The following is a 23,427-nucleotide window of genomic DNA, read 5'->3' as shown; positions in this document are numbered from 1 at the left end:
TAGTACACTCTAGAGTAACTTTATTAATTGCAAATAAGAAAGGAGAGATCGTTTGAACAACTCGATAAGAGTAATTCTAACGTCCATCCCCAAAGAAAACCGATTAAACTATATGTCCTATCTGCTTCAAGCAGATGAAACTCAACAAATGATTACTGCGTATATAAACAAAGGAGAGCTGTTTTCAGTCCGGAAAGCTGAAAACACAGTTGGCGCGGTGCTCTTTATCCCCATTGATAATCAAGTGATCGAATTAAAAAATATTGCTATTGACGCTTCGTTTAGAGGGAAAGGAATAGGCAAAGCAGTCATTGAAGAAGCAATCGTGTTATTTAAAGAAAAGGGCTTTACAATGATGATCGTCGGAACTGCAAATTCAAGCATTGAAAATATTGCGTTCTACCAAAAGGCCGGTTTCCGTATCAGCGGGGTGCGCAAAGGCTTTTTTGAGGATTATCCTGAACCGATTTATGAAAATGGAATACGAGCATTGGATATGGTGATGTTTGAGCGGGAAATTACTGAGGAAAGCAGGCGGGATAATGAAGATACTTAAAGCAGCAATAAAAGACAAGGATGAAATTGCGGCGCTTTTTAACGAATATCGCATCTTTTATGGAAAGGAATCGAATAGAAGAGATGCGGCGCTCTTCATTGAAGAGAGGCTCAATAATCAGGATTCAACGATTTTTGCCGTACAGCAAGGTGAACAGTTTGTAGGATTTGTTCAGTTGTATCCCACTTTTTCATCCATTTCAATGAAACGTGCTTGGATTCTAAACGATTTATTTGTTATCGGAGAAGCAAGAAAACAGGGAGTTGCTCAGATGCTATTGGATCAGGCCTTCGAATTATGCAAAGAAACAAACGCATTAGGTCTTTCACTTCAAACAGCCCCTGACAACCTAAATGCTCAAAAATTGTACGAGAAGAATGGGTTCAAACGGGATGAGGAATTCTATACCTACTCCTTAATGTGCGAATAAAGAAGCAGTAATACCATCGTTTTTCCTACCTCCTGACATGGAAGAGGAAAAGCAAGATAGCCTAAATGATGAAAAAACAATGTAAGAATAGCAAGTCAAATAGTGCCGGAGCTGTTTTCAATCCATACAGCAGAAAATAACGTTTCAAAGCGAGGATTCTATGAAGAAGTGGATAAAATATAGTTTAATTGCAATAGCGGCTTTATTTTTGACCGTTTTCACTGCTTTTTATATTTGGTCACAGCAGACCTATCAAGCTTCAAGTGAATTAGAGGAGTTGGTTAGCCCGAACGATTGGACAGAAGAAGGTGGCATTTTGACCTTTTTGCCTGAGGATCCAAACAATAAAGGAGTCATCCTTTATCCGGGAGCCAAGGTAGAACCGGAAGCATACGCTTATTATGCAAGAGAACTTTCAGAGGAAGGATACTTGGTGGCAATTCCTTCACTTCGGTTTAATTTAGCTATACTAGACAGCAATAAAGCAGCAGAAGTAATTGCGGAACATCCGGCTGTTGACACCTGGGTCATTGGAGGACATTCATTAGGCGGTGTTGCAGCGGCTTCTTTTGCGTCAGAAGAAAATCAAATAGCAGGCGTTCTGTTCCTTGCTTCGTACCCTGCTGGTTCAGCTGATTTTTCAGGATCAAGTCTTCCGATGCTATCCCTTTTTGGAAAAAATGACGGACTTACCACAAAAGATCAAATACAGGAAAGTGAAGCTCTCCTTTCCCAATCTGCAAAGGTTTGTGAAATAGAAGGAGGAAACCATGCTCAGTTTGGCCTGTATGGAGAACAAAAAGGAGATCAGCCTGCTGACATTTCTGCATTAAAACAGCAGAACGAAATGGTGCAGATAACCTTGGAATGGCTTGAAAAGATAGAATAAGGCGGTTGGCAATCAAAAGACGTGCACGAATACCCGTGCACGTCCTGCTCATTTACTTATCCGATGCTTTATTTGTTAAATCATGGTGCAGTTCTACTGCAGGAATTTCCATTTTTGGTGCTTTGCCTTTTGGCTTAGGATTTGAAACATACTCAAAATCACCTGTTCCATCCTGAGCAGTTCCCCTCGCCCATGGACCTTCTTTTGACTGTTCTCCTTCAGAGAAATTAAATAGCTTGTACGCCTCTGATTGAGACTCCAATTCCGCTTCCGGAGGGAACGAAGCTGGAACAACTACGCCATTTTTCTCTTCCAATTCAGCAATTGCTGCCATCCACTGATACTGGTGGTAGCGGTCACGAGCAAGCATTTTGCGGAAAGTGGAACGGACGCCTTCATCCTTCGTCATATGATATAAACGGGAAACCTGAAGACGTCCCTGCGTTTCAGCATGAAGATTTGAGCGCATGTCGGCGAGTAAATTGCCGCTTGAAACCATATATGAACCATTCCAAGGAACTCCGTTGGAATTAGTAGGAAGCGCACCAAGTCCGCTTACGATTAATTGCTGGGGATTTACGCCGCCCATAATAGCTGCGACATTTGGATCCTCTGCTGCTTTTGCCTGGTCTTCAGGCGATGCACCGTCGAGAAGCTGACTGATCATAGCACACACCATTTCAACATGACCTACTTCTTCAGTAGCAATGTCCATCAGTAAATCCTTGTATTTTTCTTCCCCTCGACAGTTAAATCCCTGAAAAAGGTATTGCATCATAACCGTCATTTCTCCAAACTGACCGCCAAGAACTTCCTGCACATTTTTGGCAAGCATCGGATCCGGACGATCCACTTTTACTTCATACTGCAGTTCTTTTTGATGACGAAACATGGTTAAATTCCTCCTTGTAATGGATTTTACTTTTTGAAAAATTGGATCTAGTTCAGTTTTCCCAGTATTTTTGAATTCAAACTATTTTCCAATAATAGAAACAAATGGACTAGGTGCTGTGATTAGGGGCAGGATAAAAGAATGGCTGCCGCATTTATAGATTGCGACTAGTTGAGTCTTTTGTTATATTTATTACATAATAATAATTATAATTTGTAGTTCAGGAAGTGAAAGTATGATTGAAAATTACAAGCCGGCTATTCATTTTAATGATGTCACATACTCAATTGGTGACAATATGATTTTAAAAAATATTACGGGCTCATTCCCAGAGGGTAAGATTACGACGTTAGTCGGTCCTTCAGGAGCTGGAAAAACGACGCTTCTTAAATTGTGCAACCATCTTATCTCAGCTGACTCGGGTGAAATTTATATTAAGGATAAGGTAATATCAGATTATGAGCCGGTTGAACTTCGCAAGCTTGTGGGGATGGCCCTGCAAAGCGCGCCAATGGCAGATGGAACCGTGTTTGAAAATCTTAATTTGCCCTTGGCATTGCAAGGAAATAAACTGAATCAGGCAGAGGCGGAGGAATTGCTGGAGGATGTAGGGCTTGGAAAAGAATTTCTCCATCGCAGCAGCAAGGAGTTATCCGGCGGACAACGACAAAAAGTATCCATCGCACGGACACTTGTTAATCGGCCGAAGGTGCTGCTATTAGATGAAATTACTTCCTCACTGGACCGGGCTTCCCTTATTGAAATTGAAGAACTGATCAGCAAAATTAATCAAAAGTATGGAACCACCATCATTTGGATTACTCACAACCTCCAGCAGGCCCTGACCATTGGAAACTACACCTGGGTGATGATGAATGGGGCTTTAATCGAAACAGGCGAAAGCAGTCTGCTTGAATCTCCTGTCAATGAAAAGGTGCGCCGCTTCGTGAAAGGAGAAGAAGCATGACCTATCTTACGCTATCCATTACGTTAATTTTTGTCCTTATTCCCTTACTCCTTTCCAAAACACTTCGTCTTGGACTTGAAAAAGATACGATTGTGGCAACGGTTCGTTCCATCATTCAGCTTTTGGCCGTAGGCTTCATTCTTAAATTTGTTTTTGATTCAGAAAGCTTATTTTATATTTTCTTAATGGTGACGTTAATGATTGTGGTAGCCACACATAATGCAAAGCGAAAAGGGGCGTCCATCAAAGGGATTACCTGGAAGGTTGGGCTTACACTTGTTTCAATCGAAGTGTTGACACAAAGTATTTTACTTGGCTTTCAAATTACACCGCCAACTGCTCAATACATCATTTCCATCAGCGGGATGGTGATTGGAAATTCTATGGTGCTGGCGATTTTATTTTTAAACCGGTTCACTTCTGAAGTAGAAGATCATCAGGACCAGACGGAGCTGGTTCTCTCTCTGGGGGGAACTCCAAAGCAAGCGATTCACAGCCAGCTGATCAAATCCATCAAGGCCAGTATGATTCCTACCATTGAAAGTCAAAAGACAGTGGGGCTTGTCCAGCTGCCAGGGATGATGAGCGGTCAGATTATTGCAGGAGCCGATCCGATACAGGCAGTCCAATTTCAGCTTCTCATTATGTTCCTTTTACTCACTACAGCGGCAGTCACCAGTGTCATGCTCGGTTTTTTATCATATCCGACATTATTTAATGACAGGATGCAGCTGTTGAAAAACAGATGAATAATGGGCACCGTTTGAGTACAAAAGAGGCTTGAGACACAAATCCGTCTCAGGCCTCTTTACTAATTATTTATGCTTTTTATTGCAGCATTTTAAAAGCAAAACAGCAAACAGTACGAAGATCAGGGCACCGAGGATAGCGGAGAAAAGATATACCCCGACGAAAATTGGACCCAACGGCGGCAAAAGCGCGCTGCCAATCCAGGCCCCGATAGCACCTGCCACAATCAAACTGCTTAATCCGCAGTGAGGGAGGTGCTTTGCTGCGCATGCAGCCACAACCCATCCAATAAATACGCCAATTACTAAAAACAAAAGAAACTCCATTCGTACATCCTTCTTTCTTTTTAATGGTCAAGGGCTAACTGAACAACTTTAACGGGCTAATAGAATAATTTTGGCTTAGGGTGGCTGGATTTTGGAGAGTCAGAAGACGTTAACTCTGAAGAAGATCCTTTTTCGGGTCTCACATTAGAAGTGCATTCATCCGAAAAAGTATATGGGATAAATTGTTTGAATTCCGGAGCAAAAAAATCAGCATTTGTAAACAATTTGTATGGCTGGTCGATCGCTCCATCCTGATCCCGCTGTTCTTTTAAATGTGCAACGATGATGCCCCCAATATATCTCCCAAGCTTAAGCCCTTCATCATTGTCAATTGGAAAATGTACGCCTGAGTAAAGACGGCTGATGGCATCTTCCTCTGCGAATCGCTTTAACTTAGAGGATTCGCGTGGAAAAAAGTAGCTTAATACCACCTCCGCACAGCCTGACATACTGGCATGGCCGGAAGGGTAAGAAGGAAAACGGGGAGTGCACAATACGGGTTGAAGTGAATGGTCGTATTGAACAGGCCTTGCTGTGTCCCATTTATACTTAAGATTCCATACCACAATCATCGTGTCATTTATAGCCATTTGAACTGCGGCAAGGATTCGCGCAGCATATACTGGGCTTACACCGTAAGAGTCAATTAAACGGTCAATGACTGGGGTCCACTGCTTTGTGGGGACGCCAGAGCCGTAAAAAATACCGATATTCTCCTGTTCTGTTGTCAAATGATCTAAAGCATGCTGAACAGCTTTAAGTTCCTCTTCAAAATCAATTTGATCGGGATGAAGAATGGGCAAATCAAGCCGCCTTCTGCCGTCAGGATCTAAAAAGTCTCCTCTGCGATTACGTTTTAAAAACGTCAATGGCCAGTCTCCGGCAAGAGGAGTTATCGGATCTTTTGGAGGAGTTTTTTCTCCGCCATAGGATTCTTTTGACCACTCCAAGTATTTTTTCATGGATTTCACCTCCATTCCATGTATTAGTTTATGAAAGGAAAAGGGTGTAGGATTGTGTAAATAGGGTAATTAATAAATATATTGCAGATGTGATCCATGTCAGAGGATGTGTATGAACTGTTTTTTGAACGTGAATACTACGAATCAGGAGGTGGATACCATGGCTCAAGACGTATTATGTGAAGTCAATAACTGTACACACTGGAAAAAAGGCAACAGATGCGGCGCTGAAGAGATATATGTGGTCAGTCATAAGGGGAAAAATGCATCAAATAGCGAAGAAACCGATTGCAAAACATTTGAACCTCAAGCTTAGGTTTAAGGATATATGATACGAAATCAGGAGCGTTCCGCTTATAGTGGAACGCTCTTTTTTTGACAGAAAATTCTTTAATCATGCAAAATTAGACGATTGTTTGTTACCATAGAGGCAGATCAATATGGGGGGATTTAGCATGAAAAAAGCATTAATCGGCACTTTCTTATTCACAGGTGTAGTGTTTTTAGCGGGCTGCAGCGACCCGGTTACGCCTGATGAACGCCTTGAAGAATACATAGATTTATGGAACGATCAGGAATTTGATCAAATGTACAGCGAATATACGTCGGCTGATACAAAAGAAACCTTTACAAAAGAAGAATCAGCAGACCGCATGGCTGCATTATATGACGACCTGGAAGTAACGGATCTTGAAATAATGATGCCGGATGTGGAAGAGGACGCTGAGTGGGAAGAAGGAGAACCTGCCTCCTTTACCGTTCCGATTCGCTTTCAAACGCTTGCAGGACCGGTTGATTATGAGCAGGATATTACGGTCGTATTTGAAGAAACCGAAGAAAATGAAAATTGGTTTATTCAATGGCAGCCAGCTTTGATTCTTCCTGAGCTCGAAGCGGGAGATCAAGTGAGAGTCGCCGACTCACCGGGAGTACGGGGTGAACTTTTTGACCGAAATGGAAATCCGCTTGCTGTAAATGGAACAGGCTATCAAGTGGGGGCCGTTTCGGGAGAACTGACAGATGAAGCAAAAACTGAACTGGCAGAAGAATTGTCGTTAAGCACAGAAACGATTGACGAGCAGCTGGCGCAGGATTGGGTGCAAGCCGGCCAGTTTGTACCTTTGAAAAAAGTACCCAGTTCGCAAAGAGATAAAGTCGCCGGACTGTCCGAGCTGGATGGGATTACGTATCAGGAAATTGAAATGCGTGAATATCCTTATGGAGAAGCCGCCTCGCATTTAACAGGCTACATTGGTGACATTACCGCTGAGCAGCTTGAAGAAATGGAGGAGGAAGACTACACCGCAAATGATCAAATCGGAAAGCGGGGTCTTGAGCAGCTTCTGGAGGATCAGCTGCGGGCGGAAACAGGAAGAAGTATTTTGATTGAAAAAAGTGAAGAAGAAACAGTCACTGTTGCGGAGCAGCCTGCAGTAGATGGAGAAGACATCACCCTGACCATTGATGCCGAGCTGCAAAAGACTTCGTATGAATCGATGAAAGGAAAACAGGGAACAGCAGCCGCAGTTGACCCTGAAACGGGAGAAACACTCGTCCTCACGAGCTCTCCGGGCTTTGATCCGGGTGAATGGTCGCTTGGGATCAGCGGAGAACGGTATACCGAGCTTTCTGAGGATTCTGATGCACCGCTTTTAAATCGCTTTGCAGCAGCCTATGCACCGGGTTCCACCCAAAAAACGATCACCGCTGCGATTGGTCTTGAAGCAGGAACGCTCGACCCGGAAGAAGGCTATACAATTAATGGATTGGAATGGCAGGATGAAGGCTGGGGAGACTTTGCAGTCACACGGGTTCACGAAGCGCCAAATCCGATCGATTTAAATAAAGGACTCGTTTTTTCTGATAATATTTACTTTGCGCGTGTAGCATTGGAAATGGGAAAAGAAACCTTAATTGAGGGACTGGAGAATATGGGATATGGCGAGGAACTGCCTTTTGTTTATCCGATGTCTGATTCTCAAATTTCCAACGATGGATCGATTGGTTCTGAAGGACAGCTGGTCGATACTTCCTACGGTCAGGGAGAAATGCTGACAAATATTCTTCATCTGGCTTCCATGTATCAGATGGTCGTTAACGACGGGGTAATGATGAAGCCTTTGCTTTATGAAAGTGAAGAGCAGGAAGTATGGAAAGAAGGCCTGCTGTCGCCGGAGCATGCAGAAATTCTCCGCGGTGATTTACGGGAAGTTGTAACAGCAGGCTTCGCAAGTCCCGCAGACATTCCTGAGGTTCAAATTGCCGGGAAAACCGGCACCGCTGAACTTAAGCAGTCCGGAGAGGAATCTGGAAAAGAAAACGGATTTTTCGTAGCCTACGACCAGGAGGACCCTGCGTTCATACTGGCTATGATGATTGAAGGAGTAGAAGAAGAAGGCGGAAGTACGTATGTGTCTGAGCTCGCTGCAGAAGTATTTCAAAACCAGTAAGCGTACCGGCAGCTAAAAAAAAACAAAGAATGTATGAAACACAATAGAAATGGCAAACTACCCTCGAGAACAAAAGGAGGGTATCATCCATGCAAAATCAACAACAGCAAAATATGCAGCAATCAGCTTCAATGTCCCAGACGCTTAATCATGGAGGACATGAACTGTTTGATGTCAGTGAAGTATTATCCATGTCAATCGGTGTAATCGACCAATACACACTCTTCCGTGAGCATGTGAAGGATCAGGAATTAATGCAGATTCTTGACCACCAATTGGATTTTTTAAAGCAGGAATACAATACAACGCTTGAAATTTTTCAAACCGGTGCCAAGCCGTCACAATCCATCAAGACGTACGACATGAAAATGGATCAAGGAAATTCGACCGTTTTTGGGCTTACACAAATGCCGCCTTCAAAACCAATCCAATCCGTTAATGAAATCAGCGATCAATCTATTTCAGGGTATATGCTGGGCCATGTTAAATCCGGTGCTTCGCTCAAAGCCATGACAGCACTGGAAATGACCCATCCCGTTTTAAGAAGAGCGGTGGCAGACAGCGTGCCAAACTGGGTGGAGATGGCCTACGAACTTTTCCTGTATCAAAACAGACATCATTATTATCAGGTGCCGCAGCTATCTCAAGGTGACATGCAGCAAATGATTAACGGCTATGCGAAAGCATCAGGGCCATCCGGCAGCCAAATGATGCAATAATCTAAAAGAGCTGCAGCGCTAAAAGTGGAGCGGCAATGAAGATATATTAATATAGTCTATGGAGCCTGAGACAAAAATCTGTCTCAGGCTCTTTGACCGTTGCCCTGCGCTTCAGCCTGCTGTCATCTGTCATCTCTTGCTAGAGCTGCCACTTTACGCTCCGCTAACCTGCTACTAACGAAATATACTGTTTCAACTTTTAGAACTTGTGCGGTTCCAGCCACATTAATTATCTCCCCGCTTCATGGATCACTATAAATTAAAAGAATCTCTCCTATCATAATTGTATTAAAAATTCTGACAATACATTGTAAAGCAATTTCAAATCCTCTATACTTTGTTTATTCGATACACTAAGGTAGCGTGATTTCTTTATTGGGCAGCCGCTTCATCCTCCATTAAATAAGCAGAAATATATGATAAACAAATTGGGAGCGTGAAAAAATGGACGTAGTTACGATTGGAGATGCCATGGTCTCATTGAATCCTCTGTCAAAAGGACCGATGAGGTATGTTACAACGTTTGAACGAAAAGTAGGAGGAGCAGAGCTGAATGCGGCGATCGGCTGCTCGAGACTTGGACTTAAGACGAAATGGATCAGCCGGCTTGGAAATGACGAGTTCGGCCGCTACATACTAAATTTTGTAAGAGGGGAAGGCATTGACACATCTGATGTCCGGCTGGTGGACCAGTATCCGACTTCTGTCTATTTTAAAGAGGTGTTGGAGGACGGCAGCGGCAGGACATTTTATTACCGTTCCAACTCTCCAACGACGACGCTTAAAACAGAAGACCTTTCTGCCTCCATTTTTTCCGGAGCGAAGCTTCTTCATGTCACCGGAGTCTTCCCGGCTGTTGATAAAGAAAAGAATGTTGAGTTGATTAAACAGGCAGTCGTACTGGCAAAACAGCAGGGGATGCTTGTCTCTCTTGATCCCAACATACGATTAAAGCTCTGGAGCAAAGAAGAGGCAAAAGCGGGTCTTACTGAATTGATGCCTTATACAGATATTCTGTTAACCGGAGTGGAAGAAGCAGAAATTTTATTTGGTACGGCGGATCCGGATGAAATCATTGCCGAAAGCATCGAGCACGGAATTTCATGGATTGCCATTAAGCAGGGTGAAAGCGGGTCGATTGGCTATCATCACTCAGAAAAGCTGGTTTCCCCTGCAGTTAAAGCCCGAAAAGTTGTTGATACAGTTGGAGCGGGAGACGGCTTTGATGCCGGCTTTATCTACGGGGTGTTGAACGGATGGACGCTCGAAAAAACGCTGCATTTTGCTAATACAATGGGTTCAATGGTTGTAAGTGTTTCTGGAGATAACGAGGGTCTGCCTTATTTGGATGATGTATTGGTACAGCTGGGTGAAAAAGAATCAATTGAACGTTGACGCTGAGCAGCCGCAACACGCGTAAACATGAGGAGGGATAGGAGTTGAAAGCTGATGACACATATAAACAGATGGCTGGTGAAAAAGCAGCTTCGTTTGTTCAAGATGGGATGATCGTTGGGCTCGGATCAGGATCCACCATGTACTGGATGGTAAGAAAGCTGGGTGAACTGGTTCAAAAAGGACTTACCATAAAGGGCATACCAACCTCCCTTCAGACGGAAAAATGGGCAAAGGAATTTGGAGTTCCGCTAACCTCTTTTGCTCAAATCAAAGACATTGACCTGGCCATTGACGGAGCAGATGAAATTGATCCGGAATTCCGGCTGATTAAGGGTGGAGGCGGCTCTCTAGTCAGAGAAAAAGTGGTCGCTGCTGCGGCTAAACAATTTATTATTGCCGCTGACGAAAGCAAAGTGGTCTCCAAACTTGGAAATTTCCCTTTGCCTGTTGAAGTCGTCCCATTTGGCTTTGAAGCCACTGCGCTTCAACTGGGAAAACTCGGCTGCGACCCACAGGTGAGAAAAAAGGGAAACGAAAGGTTTAGGACGGACAACGGGAATTTCATTTTAGACTGCTCGTTTACAAGGATTGAAGACCCTGTTTCTCTTCACCATAAAATAAAATTGCTTACAGGAGTGGTGGATACAGGTCTTTTTCTGAACATGGCAGATGCAGTGATTCTAGGCAATCAAAGAGGAGCCGAAATGATGGAGAAGAGGAGGGGCGAAAGATGAATTTACTTGAAAAATTGACAGACTGCGGGATCGTAGCGGTGGTTAGGGGGTCCAATTCTGAAACCATTATCGAGATCGCCCGTGCATTAAAAAAAGGCGGTGTTTCAGCATTAGAAATAACGGTAGAAACACCAAACGCCATGACAATTATTGAAAAAGCCGCAGCAGCACTTGAAGAAGAGGGGATCATCGTAGGGGCGGGAACTGTTCTTGATGCAGAAACTGCACGAGCAGCATTGTTGTCTGGTGCAAAGTTCATTTTTTCTCCTTCGTTCAATCCTGAAACCATTAAAATGACAAAACGCTATGGGGCAGTCAGTATCCCGGGAGCTATGACTCCCACTGAAATTCTAAATGCCTATGAGCATGGAGCGGATATGGTTAAGGTATTTCCTGCCAATGTAATAGGGCCTGCCTTTTTTAAAACCATAAAGGGGCCACTACCGCATATCCCTCTCATGGCAACAGGCGGAATCGATCTTGATAATGCAGCGGATTATATTGACGCAGGTGCTGAAGGATTGGGGGTTGGCAGTACCCTGGTGCCCCTGCTGCATGAGGTAACTGATCATGACAAAGAAAAGATAGCAGCAAGGGCTGGTGCCTTTGTGAGGATCGTTGCCGAGACCAAAAAAATGAAATGCGCTTTTTCTTAACTTCGTTTGCTGATCGATTTCAGATAAATTTGTGCATCTTTCATCCTTATTCATAAAGCGCGGAAAACAGGCTCATACTTGTAAAAGGGCAGGTGTTTTACTGAAAGGATGAGATTGATGGAATGGGATTTACTATGGAAAGCTGTCATCATCGTGCTGGGAGGAACGTTTCTACTACGGTTTGCAGGTCGAAAATCAATTTCCCAAATGACGCTGACACAGACAGTCATCATGATCGGAATTGGATCTCTTTTAATCCAGCCTTTAGCTGGTGAAAATATCTGGACCACATTGATGGTTGGAGCAGTGCTTGTTGTCACGCTGGTAGGGATGGAATTTTTTCAAATAAAATCAGATGGTGTTGAAAAAGTGATTACTGGAAAATCTAAGATCATTGTTGAAAATGGACATCTTCATGAAAAGAATTTACGGAAGCTGCGCTTAACAGTGGATCAGCTTGAAATGAAATTAAGGCAGCAAAATGTCTCGAAAATCACTGATGTGAAATGGGCCACTTTGGAACCAAATGGGCAGGTAGGCTTTGAATTAAAAAAAGACGCAAAACCGATAACTGCTGCTGAATTTCAATTGCTTCAGCAGAAACTTGATCAAATTATGCAGCATCTTGGCATTGTAAGCGATGCAAAAGAACAGAGTACAGAGGGGGCTGCCCAAGATCTTTTTTCAGAAATTCATGAGCAGGAACATTCAGTCAATCCCCCCAGGCATTTGCAATAAAGGCTGTATAAAGAGAGAAAGGGGCATGCTCCGTAGAGTCTTTTTTCAGAGCTGCCCACATCTTTGGTTATTAGGATTCAAGGAGCTTATTCAGTCAGACCATTTACCCCTCATCGTATCGATAATAATCCTGTGAATGATAGACTTCAAACCCGCAGGACTGATAAAGCCCCAATGTATGCTGATGATCAGCTTGAACTTCCAAATGAATCTCCTTTTGGGAGATCGATTGTTTTTGAATGACCTGCTGCAGGGCACTGCGGCCAATGCCTTTTCCTTGATAAATGGGCAAAATCGCAAAGCCATAGATCCACAACTGGTTGTCTGTCCGGTGAATCCGCAGCTTTCCAACGCCGCTGCCTTCATGCTCAATGATGTAATTTGTCTGGCCATGCTCCTGCTTCCTTAGGTTCCAATGCTGTTCGGCTTCTTCTTTAGTGGTGTTAAACGCTTCAATATCCAGGCGGATTTCAAGCTCCTTATCCACTTCCTTTGCTTTTCGAACCACCGCTTGACTAGAAGGCGCCAATGCACCGGGCAGCCACTTCATTTGATATTCGGTAAAGGAATACGTACAAGGCATGGTTTCTAAAAAAGCTTTTCCTGACAAGGATTTCGCAGGGGTATTTAACAGCACCTTCGTGTATTTTTTTTCCTTGAAATAACTCGCTGCTTCTTCCATAAAAGAAGAAAAAATACCTTTTCTTCGATGAGCAGGATGTACCATTCCGCAAACCTCTGCCGTTAACCCAAATCCATAGACTGCCATAAAGCCAATTAAAACTTTTTCTTCGTAAGCCTTATAGACTTTTAAACCATCCGGATTGTCCATGGCTAGCCAGTCTTCATTTAGCTTAAGCTGGATATCATCCTGTTTTTCACAAATTTTCTTCAATACATCGATTTCATTCAGCTCTTTTTTACTTAACATCCTGTCACGCTCCATCTTTAGTAAACTTTTAATCAGGTAAATTCTATTTGCTTCAGCAATTCTTTTACATCAAGATCTACTGAAGCCCAGGTTGATATGTCATTCCAGGCGTCCTCCAGCGGCTTCCACGCAACGGCGAAATGAATTTGAACAATTTCATTTTTTCGGATGGCAGGAAGCTCAACATGAAAACAAAGATCTTTTTCCATCTCGACTAATCCATATGATTGATAAGGCGGCTTAAAGGATCGGTCATGTAAAGAAAATGGCAGAAAATCCTGAGCACTCTCACGATAAAGCAGTTTTTCTTCATCTTCTGTTCCAAGCGATACATGCCACTTTTTATCATGCATTGTCAGGGCTTCAAAATGTTCTCCGCCACCTGGTCCAGTGTCGATATGCACTGAAGGATTCGGCACCAACCCGGTTTTGAATCGAAACGTACGCGCGTCTTCATGCGCCTTCAGCCTCCAGATTCCTGCCATGACTTTATCCACTTGATAAGGGACCGGCACTTCAGAGAGGAGGAGTTCCGCTTCAAACCCAGGCTGTTTAAATGAATGCACGATCACTCCGCTGGTCAATTGATAAGTGGTCATAGGAGCATCGCGAGTTGTTTGAAAAGAATCAGCCATCCCAGCTTCAAAATAAACAGGGCCAAGAGGTGTTTCAATCCATGTCATTTGATTGAAAACTACCTGAGGGGCGGTCTTACTTGCAAATAGATTCATGGCTTAACCACCTTTTCAATTCTGGTTCAGTTCGCTACTCTAATTATACTCAATAAGAAAAAAGTAAACCTGGTTTTTGAACACAAATGGTAAAGGAGGAAAAGGAATGAAGCATCCAATTGACAATAAAATGAACACGGTTTTTGTTCATGTAACAGATCTTATAGTGTCTGCTGAGTGGTACTCAAAATTACTGGGCGAGGAGATAAATACGGAAGAAGTTCAGCTGCCTGTATGGAATATTAAGATACAGGGGCATACAGGTCTGACCCTGGACGCTGGGAGAGGCGGTCAGAAAGATATTCAGCCCAGCCCGTATCCGCTATTTAATTTTCACACAGACGATCTTGAAAAAGCGCTTCAATTTGTAAGGGAAGAAATGAAAGTCGAAGAAATACTTGAGAAAACCGAGTTTGACGACTTTTCCTATTTTTTAATTAAGGATCCGGATCGTCACTGCATTATGATTTGCACGGGGTAAAAAAAGAATTGTTCTATTTACTAATCTTTAAATGGCGTACATTACCATTAAAAGAACTAAATAAAAAGAAGGATATAAAAAGTAAAAAAAGAATCTTATTATAGAGAGGACATTAAAAATAAGATCTAATTCAAAAAAGGAGTGAAAACCTGTGGCACATTCCCTGACTAAAATAACCCCTTTTTTGATGTTTGAGGGGCAGGCAGAAGAAGCAATGAATTATTATGTTTCTATTTTTGATGATTCTGAGATTATTAATGTACAATATTACGGACCAAATGAATCGGGAGAAGAAGGAACCATTCTGCACGCAACATTTTCCCTTAATGGCCAGGAGTTTATGTGCATAGACAGCAGTGTGAAGCATGAGTTTTCATTTACCCCTGCCATCTCTTTTTATCTAAACTGCGGCACAGAAGAAGAAATTACACTTGCTTTTGACTGGCTGTCTGAAGGAGGCAGCGTGTTAATGCCTCTTGCATCGTATCCTTTTAGTCAAAAATTCGCCTGGGTCAGCGATAAGTTCGGCGTAACCTGGCAGTTAAATTTAGTAAAAAATTAAACCGCCGACGCTGTAAATTAGTGTGATCATTTTAAGGTAAAGAATTTAGAATTAGTCATTATCCATCGTAAAAAAACCATCGCAAAAAAATTATAGTAAGGTAGTTTTGAAAGATGGGAACGGGGTATATATTCATTGTAACCACGTAAACCGACGGTGAGGCAGCAGGGAAGTCCCGCAGGATGGAACGCTGTTTTGACGATTTGTAGTGGGAGCCGAAGACAGATTTGCTTTCTTAAAACGAGTATCATATTTCCTTTCAAAACGGAGCGAGTGAGCCAAAAGAAAGCAAATCTTTTTCATAATAACGAGTGAAATGTATGATCGAATAGATGGGCCTTTACCTGATGGGGGTAAAGGCTTTTTCCTATTTAAAGCGATCGCTTTTTGTCGAAAATCTTTTCTATCGACAAAACCCTTACCATACGTCTTTCTGCTTGCATCTTGGGTGAAACAGAAAAAAAGCGATTAAATACCGACCATCTGCCTATGGTATGAGAAAGCTTTTTCTGGCTGATTGAAGCAGCTTCATATTTCACTCTTGTTGACAGCGCAATATTAAATGGCTTTTTCATTGTTCGGTACTTCTTTGTCATTTGTCTGCTGATGGATATTTACAAAATATATCCATAGCCTTTTCGTTTCTTCTTCCCTTGCGCAAAAAAAGGCCCCCCTGATAAAAAAGGGACCTTAACCAAAACATTTGGGTATTACGCTAATGAACTTTTAATCGACATCTCTACAAGTGAACGCCAGCGCGCATATGCCATTAAAACCTCAGGTGTCTTTTTAATGGAATCCACCATGTTCTGAACTCTCTTCAGCATATAGGAAAGAACTTTGCTGCTCGGCTTTTGAGACAAAATTTCTTTTTCAATTGCCTTAATGGCATTGGAGATCTTGTTTATATCATGATCCGAGCAGTGTTTACAGTCATTCAGGCGAGTCTCCAGTTGAGAAGAGGCAACTTTAATGCAGTTAATCACCGGCTGATCTGCAGCTTCTACACTCATTTCCTGCTCAAGCTGTTTTTGAAAATAGTTATAGTCAATCATTTTAATCTTCTCCTAATGTGTATTTTAATCTTTACATACCTCTTTTTCTCCGTCTCAAAACGGGTATATTTTCCTGTTATTAATATAGTGAAATAGGAAATGTCGAAAAAAATAGAATATCCCTTATTTTAGCAAAATCTTCACATGTCTATACAGCCGAAATATCTGCATTTGACAATAATTGAAGATCCTTCTACTATTAGTTACATAAAGTAACTGGTTGGGTTTTTTCGCACAAAAATATAGGTATGATAGGAGAAGTGGAAATATGACCTTTCATCAGCCACCTGCCTCTTTCGTAGGAAAAATTGAATTAGTGGTTTCGGATATCGCACGTTCTTTGGCTTTCTATGAGCGCATCGTTGGACTTAGATTAATCAGCAGAGATGAAAAAAGTGCGAAGCTGTCAGCGGATGGTTCAAAAAGCATCCTTTCACTTGTTCAGCCGGAGGAAGTAAAGCGAAAAGAGTCGCGGACCACTGGTCTCTACCACTTTGCACTTTTACTTCCTACCAGAAGTGATCTATCTGATTTGATCGCACATTTAGTAAAGAACGGAGTAAAAATGGGCGGCTCAGATCATGGGGTAAGTGAGGCTGTCTATTTTGATGATCCGGATGGCAACGGCATTGAAGTATATAGAGACCGCTCTCATACAGAATGGGATTGGCACGATTCTCAAGTTAGTATGTCAATTGACCCTTTAAACATACAAGAATTATTGAGCGGAGAACAAAAGGAGTGGGGGAAAGTACCGGAGAAAACGGTAATTGGCCATCTCCATCTTCATGTATCTGAGCTTGGTAAAACGGAGGAGTTTTACAGAGAAGCCCTCGGTCTGGATGTGGTCAGCCGATTTAATGGACAGGCCCTCTTCATGTCAACAGCGGGCTATCACCACCACATCGGTTTAAACACCTGGCAGGGGGTGGGGGCTCCTCCTCCATCAAAAAACAGTGTCGGACTACATTGGTTCTCTTTTGTTGTTCAAGATGAGAATGAAAAAATGAAGGCGGTCGAACGGCTACGAAAATTAAAGTACATGGTGAATGCTAAGGATGGAATGTTTTGGACGAAAGATCCCTCCGGTAATCAAGTCATTATCATAACAAATGAAGAATTCAGCCGTTAAAAAGCAAAAAAGTGAAGGTTTCTTCAGGCAGGAAATTGACTGTGGTTTGGAGAATATAGAAAGGGTACTAGGATCTAACTGTGCTTCTTCATTCACGGAAAAAGAAACATAAGGGAGGAAATGAAATGGATAAAATCAGACTCATTCCTTTTCAGGTTCAGGAAATCCATTCTGTTTCACAGCAAGCTCTGCCAGAAGGCATCAAAATGATTCAGGCTCCCGAGGTTTGGGAAGAAGCCGAGTACGGTGAAGGGCAGGTCATTGCAATCATTGACACAGGCTGTCAGTCCGATCACCCTGATCTGGCCGGGAGAATCGTAGGCGGCCGTAACTTTACCGCTGATTACGGCGGTGACACTGAAAACTACAGTGATAATAACGGTCATGGTACGCATGTAGCGGGCACAGTAGCTGCTTCAGGCATGGAGGGTGAAGGAATTGCAGGAGCTGCTCCAAAAGCCGGGCTGCTGATTTTAAAGGTGCTGACTGGCTCAGGCAGCGGAAGCTACCAGGGGATTGTTGATGCTATACATTATGCAATCGACTGGCGTGGGCCTAATGGCGAAAGCGTCTGCGCTATGTCTATGTCTCTGGGGGGACCTGCAGATCTGCCTGAGCTTCACGAAGCGGTAAAGCGTGCCGTCGATGAAGGAGTTGCTGTTGTTTGTGCAGCAGGAAATGAAGGAGATAACAGACCGGATACAAATGAATATGCATACCCCGGCGCCTATGCAGAAGTGATTCAAATTGGTGCCATTAATTTCAACAGAGAGATCGCTCCTTTCAGCAACACAAACGATGAAATCGATCTGGTAGCCCCTGGGGTTAACATACATTCCACCTATTTGGATGGGCAATACGCCAACCTCTCTGGCACGTCAATGGCTACACCACATGTTTCCGGTGCGCTTGCACTGATTAAAAATATTGCTGAAAAACGCTATGAACGGCAGCTAAGTGAGGCAGAACTTTATGCACAGCTTGTTAAAAGGACGGTTCCTCTTGGCTATCCAAAAACGGCAGAAGGTAACGGACTCCTAGCGCTTGACATCCTGGATCAATTTGATAAAGTCTTTAGAATGTATAATGCATGCTTTGGAGATACATCTGAGAGTAATAATGAAAATAAAACAGTAAATGTTAGTACTAATAAGGGCAGGACTTACCGTTAGTATGAGGTGAGCGCAGCAGAAAGTGGCGACGCCAGCAAACCTTAGAGGGAAACGGAGACCTAAGCATAGCGAAGCGTGAAAAGGTCTCGCGAGTTGTTCTCTCGCGAATCATTTCCCTGAAGTGCAGTGAACTGTTTGCAGAGCCTGAGACATGTTTGTCCCAGGCTCTTGATACTTCTATTTCAGCAACGGTTAGTAGAGGTGAAACTGCTATAAGAAGAAAAAAATCAATCTGTTGACAATATACCTATAGGGGTATATAATCAATCTTGTTCAACTAAAGGAGGTACTCATCATGGACTACGATGATAAAGTAAAAAATCGAGTAAAACGAATAGAGGGTCAATTAAAAGGGATTCTGCGTATGATGGAAGAAGAGCAGGATTGTAAGGACGTAATTGTCCAGCTATCAGCTGCGCGGACGGCTATTGACCGCACGATGGGGGTCATCGTCAGCTCAAACCTGGTTGAATGTGTGCGCAAAGCAAACGAAGACGGGGAAGACACTGACGCGCTTGTGCAGGAAGCAGTAAATCTACTTGTAAAAAGCCGCTAAAAATAGAAAGGTTGACAACCCTTTTTATTTAAGATAAATTATACCCCGTGGGGTAAATTAAATTTTTTTGAAAACTATAATACCCATAGGGGTAATAGGAGGAATAAATAATGTCAGAACAAAAAAAGAAAACAACCATCGTTTTATTCAGTGGGGAATATGACAAAGCAATGGCAGCTTACATTATTGCCAACGGCGCAGCAGCTTACGATCACGAGGTGACGATTTTCCACACGTTCTGGGGACTAAATGCCCTGCGAAAGGAAGAGCTCGTACCGGTTAAAAAAGGATTTCTTGAAAATATGTTCGGGCGTATGATGCCCCGCGGCGCTGATAAAATGCCGCTTTCAAACATGAACTTTGCAGGTATGGGACCCAAAATGATCAAGCATGTGATAAAAAAGCACAGTGCAATGACACTTCCGGAGTTAATAGATTTAGCAAAAGAGCAGGATGTAAAGTTGGTAGCCTGCACCATGACAATGGATCTTTTAGGTCTTCATAAGGATGAACTTGTACACGGCCTGGATTACGCTGGAGTAGCCGCTTATCTTGGAGACGCTGAAAAAGGAAATGTCAATCTATTCATCTAGAGGGGACTGTTAAAAATGGAAACAGCATTACTGATAATTGCTGTGATTGCGCTGGGGGTTATATTCGCAAACAAAATGGGGTTTTCCTCAAAAGGTATTAAACAATCCAGTACAGAAGAATTACAAAAAAATCTAAATCAAAAAGATAAACAATATGTGGATGTCCGGACACCTGCTGAATTTAAGCGGGGTGCGGTTCCCGGGTTTCGAAATATTCCCTTAAATGAACTGCCGAAAAGACTAAATGAATTAAAGAAGGATCAGGAAGTCGTGGTCATGTGTCAAAGCGGAATGAGAAGCATGAAAGGCAGTACCACACTTAAAAAGAAAGGGTTTAGTTCGGTTACAAATATTAAAGGCGGGATGTCTGCCTGGAACGGGAAGGTGAAAAAGCAATGAAACAAATGACACCTGCTGAGATAGAACAAAAGCTCTCAGCAAAAGAAGAACTCCATATAATCGATGTAAGAGAAACGGATGAAGTGGCACAAGGCAAGATTCCTGGTGCACAAAATATTCCGCTGGGACTGCTGGAGTTCCGCATGCATGAACTGGATAAAAAGAAAGAATATACGCTCGTCTGCCGATCCGGTGGAAGAAGCGGAATGGCAGCTGACCTGCTGGATCGTAATGGCTACCGTGTTGTCAATATGACAGGCGGCATGCTGGAATGGAACGGTAAAACGGAGTAAAAACAAAGGAGGAATAGAAAATGATACAAGCAAATGAAGTGCTGGATGCAAAAGGACTCGCTTGTCCAATGCCAATCGTCAAAACAAAAAAAGCGATGAACAACTTAGAGCCTGGTCAGGTGATTCATATTCAGGCGACAGATAAAGGCTCCACGGCTGACTTAAAGGCATGGGCCGAAAGTGCAAACCATCAATACCTTGGAACAGTGGAAGAAGGAGATGTACTGCATCATTATCTTCGTAAAGCAAGCGGCGAAGAAAAGGCTGAAACAACATATGAGCCGACAGTATCCAACGAAGAGCTTCAAGCAGCATTATTGAAGGAAGACAGTATGGTGCTGGACGTTCGTGAAGAAGCAGAGTTTGCCTTCAGCCACATCCCGGGCGCCAAATCGATTCCACTTGGTGCACTTGACGAAAAGGTAGATGGTCTTGATAAAGATAAAAATGTCTATGTCATTTGCCGTACAGGAAGCAGAAGCGATTTAGCTGCGAAAAAATTAACCGCAGCAGGCTTTGCCAAGGTCTACAATGTAGTCCCCGGTATGAGTGGATGGAATGGAGAAACAACATCTATATAAAAAATTTTAGAGAATATAATACGGTAGGGGGTACAAAAATGAGTGTAAAACCAATGACGGCGAAACAGCTTGCCCAAAAAGTAATCCGCAAAGAACCCATCTTTCTTTTAGATGTTCGAAATTATGACAGCTTTGCGGACTGGAAAGTAGAAGGAGAAAACGTTCAATCCATGAACATTCCGTATTTTGATTTGCTTGATGGAGTGGAGGACGTCTTGAAAGAACTCCCTGAAGATCGGGAAGTAGTTGTAGTCTGCGCCAAGGAAGGCTCATCGATTATGGTAGCTGATATGCTTGCTGAAGAAGGAGTAGATGTCTCTTATCTCGAGGGCGGTATGAAAGCCTGGAGTGAGCATCTTGAGCCGGTTAAAGTTGGCGATACGGTTCAAGGCGGTGAAATTTATCAATTTGTACGGATTGGCAAAGGATGTTTGTCCTATATGGTCCTTTCAAATGGGGAAGCTTCCTTGATTGACGCTACTCGCATGACAGATGTATATATTGAATTTGCTCAATCAAAAGGAGTTCAGATTAAACATGTGCTTGATACTCACCTGCACGCAGACCATATCTCTGGAGGCAGAAAAATAGCTCAGCAAACAGGAGCTTCCTATTGGCTTCCGCCGAAAGATGCTGAAGATGTTCCGTATTCTTATGAAGCATTGGAAGAAGGAAAAGAAATCACGACAGGTTCAACCACCATCCGCATACAGCCGATCTACTCGCCGGGTCACACGATTGGTTCTACTTCTTTTATAGTGGATGATGCTTACTTGCTTTCGGGTGATATTCTTTTTATCGACTCGATCGGCCGTCCGGATCTTGCCGGCTTGGCAGAAGACTGGGTGGGAGACCTGCGGGAAACACTTTACAGCAGATTCAAAAATCTTCCGGAAAAATTAATGGTGCTGCCTGCACACTTTATGATCATGGAAGAAGTAAATGACGATGGAAGTGTTGGAAAAACATTAGGACACTTACTTCGTGAAAACCATGGGTTGAATATAGAGAGCGAAGAGGAATTCAGAGACAAAGTGACGGGGAATCTTCCGCCGCAGCCCAATGCATACCAGGAAATTCGTGAGCTGAATTTAGGAAAAATCACAAAAAATGAAGAAGAGCAGCGTGAAATGGAAATTGGTCCAAATCGCTGTGCCATTCGATAAAACAGGAGGAGATTTAAAATGAACGTAACAAAAGTATTAGATGCTAAAGGATTAGCTTGTCCAATGCCGATCGTAAGAACAAAAAAAGCAATAGCAGATCTTCAATCAGGAGACATCCTGGAAATCCATGCAACAGATAAAGGAGCAAAAAGTGATTTTGTGGCATGGGCTGCTTCAGGCGGTCATGAACTTCTGAACAGTGCTGAAGAGAACGATGTATTAAAATTCTGGATTAAAAAAGCATAATCATTGCCAGAAAGAAAAAAGGGGAGGACAGATGGTTCTCCCTTTCTATTTTAGGGAGTGTGAGAAGCAATGGATATAGAATTTATTTTAATTATCTTTTTAATTGGCTTCGTCGGTTCTTACATCTCGGGAATGCTTGGTGTTGGAGGTTCCATCATAAAGTATCCTATGCTTTTATATATTCCGCCCCTCTTTGGTCTGGCTGCATTCAGTGCACACGAGGTCGCAGGAATCAGTGCAGTTCAGGTCTTCTTTGCAACCATTGCAGGTGTCTGGGTATACCGCAAAGGCGGCTATCTTAATAAAAGCCTGATTGCATATATGGGAGCCAGTATTTTAATCGGGAGCTTTATTGGCGGCTACGGATCTAAACTTATGCCGGAGGATGCCATCAATATTGTATATGGTGCACTCGCGTTAATTGCTGCTGTCATGATGTTTATCCCAAAAAAAGGATTAGACGACGTGGCACTGGATCAGGTTCGTTTTAATAAACCGCTGGCGGCTGTCTTGGCTTTGGTTGTAGGGGTGGCTGCAGGAATAGTAGGAGCAGCAGGCGCATTCTTACTGGTTCCAATCATGCTGGTCGTACTTAAAATTCCAACCCGCATGACCATTGCCTCTTCACTGGCCATTACGTTTATCTCATCCATCGGTGCAGCCGTTGGAAAAATTACAACGGGTCAGGTCGACTATTACCCTGCCCTTATTATGGTCATCGCAAGCCTGATTGCGTCACCATTAGGTGCTATGACAGGGAAAAAAGTAAACACCAAAATTTTGCAAGTGATCTTGGCGATCTTAATTTTAGCAACCGCTGTTAAAATATGGACCGATATTCTGTTTTAATTCAGGATATGCTGGGACAAAAATTTAAAAAAGTTTAAAAACAAGGATATATTTAGTAGTAGTAGGTGAGCGGAGCGGAAGATGGCGACTCCCTCGGGAACAATTGATATATCAGGGTTCCAAGCCATATTGATCGATTTTAAATTTTTTTTATACATGGTTCTTCTTCGAAGAACGTGTAATCTTTCCAGCGCATCAAAAATAAGGAATTGG

At 42.9% G+C, this 23,427-nt stretch carries 31 protein-coding genes; 24 read left to right on the top strand and 7 right to left on the bottom strand.

Going from position 1 to position 23,427, the window contains the following annotated elements; genetic code table 11:
- Positions 1-52 precede the first annotated feature (52 nt).
- The 3 genes from ACQCT8_RS15495 to ACQCT8_RS15485 all read left to right on the top strand — a co-directional run bounded on the left by ACQCT8_RS15495 (position 53) and on the right by ACQCT8_RS15485 (position 1,875).
- Complete coding sequence (locus ACQCT8_RS15495) at positions 53-556, top strand: GNAT family N-acetyltransferase (protein ID WP_426872548.1); 504 nt, start codon at positions 53-55, stop codon at positions 554-556.
- The gene (locus tag ACQCT8_RS15490; RefSeq protein ID WP_426872546.1) at positions 543-986 is read left to right on the top strand and encodes a GNAT family N-acetyltransferase; all 444 of its coding nucleotides are present in this window, start codon (positions 543-545) and stop codon (positions 984-986) included. The genes ACQCT8_RS15495 and ACQCT8_RS15490 overlap by 14 nt, the downstream gene beginning before the upstream one ends.
- Positions 987-1,146: 160 nt before the next feature.
- Complete coding sequence (locus ACQCT8_RS15485) at positions 1,147-1,875, top strand: alpha/beta family hydrolase (protein ID WP_426872544.1); 729 nt, start codon at positions 1,147-1,149, stop codon at positions 1,873-1,875.
- 52 nt (positions 1,876-1,927) lie between these two features.
- Here the strand turns inward: ACQCT8_RS15485 and ACQCT8_RS15480 are convergent, their stop codons facing one another.
- Positions 1,928-2,767: a manganese catalase family protein gene (locus ACQCT8_RS15480; RefSeq protein ID WP_426872542.1), complete on the bottom strand. Its 840-nt coding sequence runs from the start codon at positions 2,765-2,767 to the stop codon at positions 1,928-1,930.
- A 235-nt stretch (positions 2,768-3,002) separates the two neighbouring features.
- Here ACQCT8_RS15480 and ACQCT8_RS15475 point away from each other — a divergent pair, with 235 nt between their 5' ends.
- Together ACQCT8_RS15475 and ACQCT8_RS15470 are read left to right on the top strand one after the other, a co-directional pair.
- A complete protein-coding gene (locus ACQCT8_RS15475; RefSeq protein WP_426872540.1) occupies positions 3,003-3,734 on the top strand; it encodes a phosphate ABC transporter ATP-binding protein in 732 nt (243 codons plus the stop codon).
- On the top strand, positions 3,731-4,483 hold the full coding sequence (locus ACQCT8_RS15470; RefSeq protein WP_426872538.1) for an ABC transporter permease: 753 nt from the start codon (positions 3,731-3,733) through the stop codon (positions 4,481-4,483). Before ACQCT8_RS15475 ends, ACQCT8_RS15470 begins: the two co-directional genes overlap by 4 nt.
- Positions 4,484-4,549: 66 nt before the next feature.
- On the opposite strand, the gene ACQCT8_RS15465 is transcribed toward ACQCT8_RS15470, so the two are convergent.
- Together ACQCT8_RS15465 and ACQCT8_RS15460 are read right to left on the bottom strand one after the other, a co-directional pair.
- On the bottom strand, positions 4,550-4,810 hold the full coding sequence (locus ACQCT8_RS15465) for a GlsB/YeaQ/YmgE family stress response membrane protein (RefSeq protein ID WP_426872536.1): 261 nt from the start codon (positions 4,808-4,810) through the stop codon (positions 4,550-4,552).
- A gap of 56 nt (positions 4,811-4,866) precedes the next feature.
- Complete coding sequence (locus ACQCT8_RS15460; RefSeq protein ID WP_426872535.1) at positions 4,867-5,772, bottom strand: vanadium-dependent haloperoxidase; 906 nt, start codon at positions 5,770-5,772, stop codon at positions 4,867-4,869.
- Positions 5,773-5,932: 160 nt separating this feature from the next.
- Here ACQCT8_RS15460 and ACQCT8_RS15455 point away from each other — a divergent pair, with 160 nt between their 5' ends.
- The 7 genes from ACQCT8_RS15455 (at position 5,933) to ACQCT8_RS15425 (ending at position 12,467) form a co-directional block, all read left to right on the top strand.
- On the top strand, positions 5,933-6,088 hold the full coding sequence (locus tag ACQCT8_RS15455; protein WP_426872533.1) for a DUF1540 domain-containing protein: 156 nt from the start codon (positions 5,933-5,935) through the stop codon (positions 6,086-6,088).
- A 139-nt stretch (positions 6,089-6,227) separates the two neighbouring features.
- Positions 6,228-8,222 carry a penicillin-binding transpeptidase domain-containing protein gene (locus ACQCT8_RS15450; protein ID WP_426872531.1) on the top strand — a complete coding sequence of 665 codons (1,995 nt, stop codon included), beginning with the start codon at positions 6,228-6,230 and terminating at the stop codon, positions 8,220-8,222.
- An 89-nt stretch (positions 8,223-8,311) separates the two neighbouring features.
- Positions 8,312-8,941, top strand: coding sequence for a spore coat protein (locus ACQCT8_RS15445; protein ID WP_426872529.1), 630 nt, complete (start codon positions 8,312-8,314; stop codon positions 8,939-8,941).
- Positions 8,942-9,385: 444 nt separating this feature from the next.
- Positions 9,386-10,336, top strand: coding sequence for a sugar kinase (locus ACQCT8_RS15440; RefSeq protein WP_426872527.1), 951 nt, complete (start codon positions 9,386-9,388; stop codon positions 10,334-10,336).
- 44 nt (positions 10,337-10,380) lie between these two features.
- Positions 10,381-11,073 (top strand): ribose-5-phosphate isomerase RpiA, encoded by a 693-nt coding sequence (rpiA, locus tag ACQCT8_RS15435; protein ID WP_426872525.1) that lies wholly within the window; start codon positions 10,381-10,383, stop codon positions 11,071-11,073.
- The gene (locus tag ACQCT8_RS15430) at positions 11,070-11,729 is read left to right on the top strand and encodes a bifunctional 4-hydroxy-2-oxoglutarate aldolase/2-dehydro-3-deoxy-phosphogluconate aldolase (protein ID WP_426872523.1); all 660 of its coding nucleotides are present in this window, start codon (positions 11,070-11,072) and stop codon (positions 11,727-11,729) included. Before rpiA ends, ACQCT8_RS15430 begins: the two co-directional genes overlap by 4 nt.
- Before the next feature lie 117 nt (positions 11,730-11,846).
- Positions 11,847-12,467: a DUF421 domain-containing protein gene (locus tag ACQCT8_RS15425; RefSeq protein WP_426872521.1), complete on the top strand. Its 621-nt coding sequence runs from the start codon at positions 11,847-11,849 to the stop codon at positions 12,465-12,467.
- Between the two features lie 103 nt (positions 12,468-12,570).
- Here the strand turns inward: ACQCT8_RS15425 and ACQCT8_RS15420 are convergent, their stop codons facing one another.
- Both ACQCT8_RS15420 and ACQCT8_RS15415 read right to left on the bottom strand, forming a co-directional pair.
- On the bottom strand, positions 12,571-13,398 hold the full coding sequence (locus ACQCT8_RS15420) for a GNAT family N-acetyltransferase (protein ID WP_426872519.1): 828 nt from the start codon (positions 13,396-13,398) through the stop codon (positions 12,571-12,573).
- Positions 13,399-13,430: 32 nt separating this feature from the next.
- Positions 13,431-14,129, bottom strand: a complete 699-nt coding sequence (locus ACQCT8_RS15415; RefSeq protein WP_426872517.1) for a hypothetical protein — start codon at positions 14,127-14,129, stop codon at positions 13,431-13,433.
- A 106-nt stretch (positions 14,130-14,235) separates the two neighbouring features.
- Between ACQCT8_RS15415 and ACQCT8_RS15410 the strand changes: the two genes are divergently transcribed.
- Entirely contained in the window at positions 14,236-14,610 is a 375-nt protein-coding gene (locus ACQCT8_RS15410) for a VOC family protein (protein WP_426872515.1), read from the top strand.
- A 151-nt stretch (positions 14,611-14,761) separates the two neighbouring features.
- Positions 14,762-15,172, top strand: a complete 411-nt coding sequence (locus tag ACQCT8_RS15405; RefSeq protein WP_426872513.1) for a VOC family protein — start codon at positions 14,762-14,764, stop codon at positions 15,170-15,172.
- A gap of 371 nt (positions 15,173-15,543) precedes the next feature.
- On the opposite strand, the gene ACQCT8_RS15400 is transcribed toward ACQCT8_RS15405, so the two are convergent.
- On the bottom strand, positions 15,544-15,747 hold the full coding sequence (locus ACQCT8_RS15400) for a hypothetical protein (RefSeq protein WP_426872511.1): 204 nt from the start codon (positions 15,745-15,747) through the stop codon (positions 15,544-15,546).
- A gap of 135 nt (positions 15,748-15,882) precedes the next feature.
- Positions 15,883-16,227, bottom strand: a complete 345-nt coding sequence (locus tag ACQCT8_RS15395) for a hypothetical protein (RefSeq protein ID WP_278240929.1) — start codon at positions 16,225-16,227, stop codon at positions 15,883-15,885.
- A 268-nt stretch (positions 16,228-16,495) separates the two neighbouring features.
- Here ACQCT8_RS15395 and ACQCT8_RS15390 point away from each other — a divergent pair, with 268 nt between their 5' ends.
- The 10 genes from ACQCT8_RS15390 (at position 16,496) to ACQCT8_RS15345 (ending at position 23,214) form a co-directional block, all read left to right on the top strand.
- Positions 16,496-17,359 carry a VOC family protein gene (locus tag ACQCT8_RS15390; RefSeq protein ID WP_426872508.1) on the top strand — a complete coding sequence of 288 codons (864 nt, stop codon included), beginning with the start codon at positions 16,496-16,498 and terminating at the stop codon, positions 17,357-17,359.
- Positions 17,360-17,484: 125 nt separating this feature from the next.
- Positions 17,485-18,531: a S8 family peptidase gene (locus ACQCT8_RS15385; RefSeq protein WP_426872506.1), complete on the top strand. Its 1,047-nt coding sequence runs from the start codon at positions 17,485-17,487 to the stop codon at positions 18,529-18,531.
- A 295-nt stretch (positions 18,532-18,826) separates the two neighbouring features.
- Positions 18,827-19,087, top strand: coding sequence for a metal-sensitive transcriptional regulator (locus ACQCT8_RS15380; RefSeq protein WP_041055181.1), 261 nt, complete (start codon positions 18,827-18,829; stop codon positions 19,085-19,087).
- 110 nt (positions 19,088-19,197) lie between these two features.
- Positions 19,198-19,680 (top strand): DsrE/DsrF/DrsH-like family protein, encoded by a 483-nt coding sequence (locus ACQCT8_RS15375; RefSeq protein WP_426872504.1) that lies wholly within the window; start codon positions 19,198-19,200, stop codon positions 19,678-19,680.
- A 75-nt stretch (positions 19,681-19,755) separates the two neighbouring features.
- On the top strand, positions 19,756-20,079 hold the full coding sequence (locus ACQCT8_RS15370) for a rhodanese-like domain-containing protein (protein WP_426872739.1): 324 nt from the start codon (positions 19,756-19,758) through the stop codon (positions 20,077-20,079).
- Positions 20,076-20,372, top strand: a complete 297-nt coding sequence (locus ACQCT8_RS15365) for a rhodanese-like domain-containing protein (RefSeq protein ID WP_426872502.1) — start codon at positions 20,076-20,078, stop codon at positions 20,370-20,372. The genes ACQCT8_RS15370 and ACQCT8_RS15365 overlap by 4 nt, the downstream gene beginning before the upstream one ends.
- A gap of 20 nt (positions 20,373-20,392) precedes the next feature.
- Positions 20,393-20,953: a sulfurtransferase TusA family protein gene (locus ACQCT8_RS15360; RefSeq protein WP_426872500.1), complete on the top strand. Its 561-nt coding sequence runs from the start codon at positions 20,393-20,395 to the stop codon at positions 20,951-20,953.
- 38 nt (positions 20,954-20,991) lie between these two features.
- Positions 20,992-22,119: an MBL fold metallo-hydrolase gene (locus ACQCT8_RS15355; RefSeq protein WP_426872498.1), complete on the top strand. Its 1,128-nt coding sequence runs from the start codon at positions 20,992-20,994 to the stop codon at positions 22,117-22,119.
- Between the two features lie 18 nt (positions 22,120-22,137).
- Entirely contained in the window at positions 22,138-22,365 is a 228-nt protein-coding gene (locus tag ACQCT8_RS15350) for a sulfurtransferase TusA family protein (RefSeq protein ID WP_426872496.1), read from the top strand.
- A gap of 69 nt (positions 22,366-22,434) precedes the next feature.
- Positions 22,435-23,214, top strand: coding sequence for a sulfite exporter TauE/SafE family protein (locus ACQCT8_RS15345; RefSeq protein ID WP_426872494.1), 780 nt, complete (start codon positions 22,435-22,437; stop codon positions 23,212-23,214).
- Positions 23,215-23,427: the final 213 nt, after the last annotated feature.

Source organism: Jeotgalibacillus proteolyticus, from assembly GCF_050107735.1.
GTDB classification, from domain to species: Bacteria; Bacillota; Bacilli; order Bacillales; family Jeotgalibacillaceae; genus Jeotgalibacillus; species Jeotgalibacillus proteolyticus_A.
Note: the sequence above shows the minus strand (reverse complement) of the source record. Positions and strands in the feature narration are given on the sequence as shown.

What these genes read in the sequence shown, in the direction of transcription:
- ACQCT8_RS15490 (WP_426872546.1), top strand. Translation starts at nt 543, where the DNA reads ATGAAGATACTTAAAGCAGCAATAAAAGACAAGGATGAAATTGCGGCG.
- ACQCT8_RS15485 (WP_426872544.1), top strand. Translation starts at nt 1,147, where the DNA reads ATGAAGAAGTGGATAAAATATAGTTTAATTGCAATAGCGGCTTTATTT.
- ACQCT8_RS15480 (WP_426872542.1), bottom strand. Translation starts at nt 2,767, where the DNA reads ATGTTTCGTCATCAAAAAGAACTGCAGTATGAAGTAAAAGTGGATCGT.
- ACQCT8_RS15475 (WP_426872540.1), top strand. Translation starts at nt 3,003, where the DNA reads ATGATTGAAAATTACAAGCCGGCTATTCATTTTAATGATGTCACATAC.
- ACQCT8_RS15470 (WP_426872538.1), top strand. Translation starts at nt 3,731, where the DNA reads ATGACCTATCTTACGCTATCCATTACGTTAATTTTTGTCCTTATTCCC.
- ACQCT8_RS15465 (WP_426872536.1), bottom strand. Translation starts at nt 4,810, where the DNA reads ATGGAGTTTCTTTTGTTTTTAGTAATTGGCGTATTTATTGGATGGGTT.
- ACQCT8_RS15460 (WP_426872535.1), bottom strand. Translation starts at nt 5,772, where the DNA reads ATGAAAAAATACTTGGAGTGGTCAAAAGAATCCTATGGCGGAGAAAAA.
- ACQCT8_RS15455 (WP_426872533.1), top strand. Translation starts at nt 5,933, where the DNA reads ATGGCTCAAGACGTATTATGTGAAGTCAATAACTGTACACACTGGAAA.
- ACQCT8_RS15450 (WP_426872531.1), top strand. Translation starts at nt 6,228, where the DNA reads ATGAAAAAAGCATTAATCGGCACTTTCTTATTCACAGGTGTAGTGTTT.
- ACQCT8_RS15445 (WP_426872529.1), top strand. Translation starts at nt 8,312, where the DNA reads ATGCAAAATCAACAACAGCAAAATATGCAGCAATCAGCTTCAATGTCC.
- ACQCT8_RS15440 (WP_426872527.1), top strand. Translation starts at nt 9,386, where the DNA reads ATGGACGTAGTTACGATTGGAGATGCCATGGTCTCATTGAATCCTCTG.
- ACQCT8_RS15430 (WP_426872523.1), top strand. Translation starts at nt 11,070, where the DNA reads ATGAATTTACTTGAAAAATTGACAGACTGCGGGATCGTAGCGGTGGTT.
- ACQCT8_RS15425 (WP_426872521.1), top strand. Translation starts at nt 11,847, where the DNA reads ATGGAATGGGATTTACTATGGAAAGCTGTCATCATCGTGCTGGGAGGA.
- ACQCT8_RS15420 (WP_426872519.1), bottom strand. Translation starts at nt 13,398, where the DNA reads ATGTTAAGTAAAAAAGAGCTGAATGAAATCGATGTATTGAAGAAAATT.
- ACQCT8_RS15415 (WP_426872517.1), bottom strand. Translation starts at nt 14,129, where the DNA reads ATGAATCTATTTGCAAGTAAGACCGCCCCTCAGGTAGTTTTCAATCAA.
- ACQCT8_RS15410 (WP_426872515.1), top strand. Translation starts at nt 14,236, where the DNA reads ATGAAGCATCCAATTGACAATAAAATGAACACGGTTTTTGTTCATGTA.
- ACQCT8_RS15400 (WP_426872511.1), bottom strand. Translation starts at nt 15,747, where the DNA reads ATGAAAAAGCCATTTAATATTGCGCTGTCAACAAGAGTGAAATATGAA.
- ACQCT8_RS15395 (WP_278240929.1), bottom strand. Translation starts at nt 16,227, where the DNA reads ATGATTGACTATAACTATTTTCAAAAACAGCTTGAGCAGGAAATGAGT.
- ACQCT8_RS15390 (WP_426872508.1), top strand. Translation starts at nt 16,496, where the DNA reads ATGACCTTTCATCAGCCACCTGCCTCTTTCGTAGGAAAAATTGAATTA.
- ACQCT8_RS15385 (WP_426872506.1), top strand. Translation starts at nt 17,485, where the DNA reads ATGGATAAAATCAGACTCATTCCTTTTCAGGTTCAGGAAATCCATTCT.
- ACQCT8_RS15380 (WP_041055181.1), top strand. Translation starts at nt 18,827, where the DNA reads ATGGACTACGATGATAAAGTAAAAAATCGAGTAAAACGAATAGAGGGT.
- ACQCT8_RS15375 (WP_426872504.1), top strand. Translation starts at nt 19,198, where the DNA reads ATGTCAGAACAAAAAAAGAAAACAACCATCGTTTTATTCAGTGGGGAA.
- ACQCT8_RS15370 (WP_426872739.1), top strand. Translation starts at nt 19,756, where the DNA reads ATGGGGTTTTCCTCAAAAGGTATTAAACAATCCAGTACAGAAGAATTA.
- ACQCT8_RS15365 (WP_426872502.1), top strand. Translation starts at nt 20,076, where the DNA reads ATGAAACAAATGACACCTGCTGAGATAGAACAAAAGCTCTCAGCAAAA.
- ACQCT8_RS15360 (WP_426872500.1), top strand. Translation starts at nt 20,393, where the DNA reads ATGATACAAGCAAATGAAGTGCTGGATGCAAAAGGACTCGCTTGTCCA.
- ACQCT8_RS15355 (WP_426872498.1), top strand. Translation starts at nt 20,992, where the DNA reads ATGAGTGTAAAACCAATGACGGCGAAACAGCTTGCCCAAAAAGTAATC.
- ACQCT8_RS15350 (WP_426872496.1), top strand. Translation starts at nt 22,138, where the DNA reads ATGAACGTAACAAAAGTATTAGATGCTAAAGGATTAGCTTGTCCAATG.
- ACQCT8_RS15345 (WP_426872494.1), top strand. Translation starts at nt 22,435, where the DNA reads ATGGATATAGAATTTATTTTAATTATCTTTTTAATTGGCTTCGTCGGT.